A 3,080-nucleotide genomic window follows, 5' to 3' on the forward strand; every position below is an offset into this window, starting at 1 on the left:
ATTTAGGCCTCTTTGGCGCCCGCATTTGAGCAACCATATTTAAAGATTCAGTAGCGCCTTTAGTGAAAATAATTTCTTCAGGATAAGAATTTAAAAATGTCGATATATCTTTTCGAGTTTGTTCAATTAAAAAATTACTATGCATAGCTAAAGAAGAGGAAGAACGGATATTCATTCCGTTGTTATTGTAAAAATTTTGTAATTCTTCAATGACCATTTTTGGCTTTAAAGTGGTTGCTGCTGAATCGAAATAAATTAAATTGGGATTTTTTTTAAAAATAGGGAAATAATCGCGAAATTGATTAACCATATTAAAATCTACCTTTTTACTTATCAAATTTATTTAATATATCATATTTAAGTTGTTCTGGATTTCCAACTATAATGTAGTCATAATTAGGCTGACCTGTTTGTAATAAAGTTTGTTGAACTTCTTTATTTCTTAAAAACCATTGCATTGCTTGAATATTTTGATTATTTTGGCAATTTTTTTTAGCAGCCAAAATAATAGCATATGATGAAAAAACAATATCTGTAGGTTCTTCGTTTTCGTTAATTCCTAAACCAATAGAACCTAAACGTAAAAAATTATTATTTTGTCTCATTAATCCCGGACAATTAATAGCTAAATCATATTTATTATAATCATCAAATAATTGGGCTACTTTAAAAATATTATCTGTTTTAATAAATTGTAAATGCGAAATATTTTCAATATCTTCCAAAGACAAATTATATCCTTTTTTTTGAATAATTTGTTCATTAATTTTAATTAAATTTAATTTTCTTAACAACAATAGTGAACGTGATAAATCACATGGTGCTGTGAATAAATCATTAAAAGGAGCGAAAAGAACTCGAGCATTTTTTATTTTTTTTACATCTTCTAAATTTTTAATTTTTAAAGGACTGTTTTTGTGCGAATATAAACCATATTTAGGATGAAAAAATGGCTCAATCATTTCTAAACGTTCTAAAGGTTCAGGAATAAAATAATTATTATAAGCTTTCATAGTATGGAAATTATTAGCAATATTAAAATCAATAATCCCCTCTTTTAAAGCATCATTGCAATTGACTTGATATTTTTCTTTTAATTGTTTTTCATCGAAAATTTGTAATTCAAAACCAATTTGATTAATTAAATGTTTATTTTTTTGTAAAGTTTCTAAAGTAGATGGAAAATTAGTAGCTATTTTGATAATTTTTTTTAATTTTGTTTCGCAATTGCATGATTGACAATTAAACATTTTTTTAACGAACCTTCTTCTATTTTTATATTTTATTTATAACCAATTTTGCACAATTCGGTCTTTAAGTTTTTCTGGATCAGAGATCATCACATAATCAATTTCTCCATTAGTTGTTTGATTAGCATGGAATTTTTTAACTTCTGGATTTTGTAATATTTGTTGTAATAATTTAATTTCTTTACTATTTTCATTACTTTGGCGCGAAATTAAAGCTATAGCGTATGATTCTACTAATTCATCTTGAGGCTCTTGATTATCAGAAATATTTGAACCAATTCGAATAAAATCTTCATTATATTTCATAAAAGCTGGCCAATTAGCCATTAAATCGAATTTGTCTGGTTGTTCGAATTGATAAGGTATTTGCGAAGTTTTAATAAATTGTAAATTATATGGATTACTAATATCTTCAAAACTAATAGCTAATTTTTTAGTTTTAATAATATTTTCTGGAATGTTGATTAATCCTAAATTTTTTAATAATAAAAGTGAACGAGACATATCACAAGGCTGAATAAAAGCAAAAGACACGGCCAATAATACTTTTAAATTTTGATATTTTTTAACTGTTTCTAAATTAGTTAATTGTTTTTTATTTTTACGATTTATATATAAACCATATTTAGAATGATAAAAAGGTTGTATATAAGAAAATAATTCTTTATTTTGTTTTTTTAAAAATTCATTATAAGCTTTAAAAACATGTACATTAGTATAAATTAATCCATCTATAGAGCCGTCGGATAATTTATCAATGCTTTCTTCCGTCCAATCTGTTTTAATAACATGTAAATCTATTCCTTGAGAAAAATAAATTTCTTTAGCTTTATTTAAAGTATTCAATACGGCTTGTATCGGACTAGCCACTTTTATAGTTTGTAATTGGGGTTTAGCAAAATTCATATTTTTTTTCTTTCTAAACAATTAAAAACAATATCTGTTTTATAAAATATTTTAATTAATAAAAATATAGTAAATATAATAATTCAGTTGTATTAAAAATCTTTATATAATGTGGGTTTAATTTGAAAATATTGATAATTATTTAACATTCGCGAAATAGGACATTTTTTATGAATAAAGTTCATAATATCTTGTGTTTCAGCGATCGATAAATCTTTAATACCGCAAACTAAAATAATATCAAAATAAAATCCTTTTTCATCAATACAACTATGACACGAAATTTTTATTTTAAAATCAGAATGATTTAAATATTTACGTGTAGTTTTATAAAAACATATTAATAAAGATAAACAAAATAATTCTTTAGGATTACTAATTTCCGAACTATTTGCAAATGCGGAATTAAGCTTTGTTTTTAAGCCTTTATAAATAATCCCTATATCTTGTAATTTGGGTTCATAATAAGCTATAATTTCTATTTGATTTTTCATTTTTAGACATACCTTTAAATTTTAATAATAATTAAAAATATATTTAATTAATTTCTAAATATATTTGTTTTAATTTATTATTTTTTATAACTAAATTAAAAATATTCTTATTTAATAAATAAATTCCATGTTCTGAATTAACTTCATCATCTTTTATTTTAATTAAGATATTTAAATTTAAAAATTTTTTAGTAATTGAAGATTGATTAGTTAAGGGAAAGGTTTGATTTCTATTTTTCATAAAGGTTTTTAAAACTTCTTGTTCTAAAGTATCACAATTTAATAAATAATGTTCGATTTTATAATTAAAATTAAATCGATATATTAATACGGATAGATTAATTGCGTTTTATGCAGCGATTTGTATTTGCTGTTTTATTTACAATCAGCCCCCGTCCAAACCGGACAAGCAAGTTTCCAAGCACACCGC

The 3,080-nt window shown here is 23.5% G+C and carries 5 protein-coding genes; all 5 read right to left on the minus strand.

What is annotated here, in order from left to right; genetic code table 11:
• Positions 1 to 310 (minus strand): aminotransferase class V-fold PLP-dependent enzyme (locus tag B2G44_RS01840; protein ID WP_143325111.1); only part of this gene is annotated, 310 nt, incomplete at its 3' end.
• A 16-nt stretch (positions 311 to 326) separates the two neighbouring features.
• The gene (locus tag B2G44_RS01845) at positions 327 to 1,250 is read right to left on the minus strand and encodes a MetQ/NlpA family ABC transporter substrate-binding protein (RefSeq protein WP_078123144.1); all 924 of its coding nucleotides are present in this window, start codon (positions 1,248 to 1,250) and stop codon (positions 327 to 329) included.
• Positions 1,251 to 1,286: 36 nt separating this feature from the next.
• Positions 1,287 to 2,156, minus strand: a complete 870-nt coding sequence (locus B2G44_RS01850) for a MetQ/NlpA family ABC transporter substrate-binding protein (protein WP_078123145.1) — start codon at positions 2,154 to 2,156, stop codon at positions 1,287 to 1,289.
• A 92-nt stretch (positions 2,157 to 2,248) separates the two neighbouring features.
• Positions 2,249 to 2,650 carry an OsmC family protein gene (locus B2G44_RS01855; protein WP_078123146.1) on the minus strand — a complete coding sequence of 134 codons (402 nt, stop codon included), beginning with the start codon at positions 2,648 to 2,650 and terminating at the stop codon, positions 2,249 to 2,251.
• A 43-nt stretch (positions 2,651 to 2,693) separates the two neighbouring features.
• Positions 2,694 to 2,891: a hypothetical protein gene (locus B2G44_RS01860; RefSeq protein ID WP_143325112.1), complete on the minus strand. Its 198-nt coding sequence runs from the start codon at positions 2,889 to 2,891 to the stop codon at positions 2,694 to 2,696.
• Positions 2,892 to 3,080 lie beyond the last annotated feature (189 nt).

The sequence above is a fragment of the Candidatus Phytoplasma citri genome, from assembly GCF_002009625.1.
Classification (GTDB): domain Bacteria; phylum Bacillota_I; class Bacilli_A; order Acholeplasmatales; family Acholeplasmataceae; genus Phytoplasma; species Phytoplasma citri.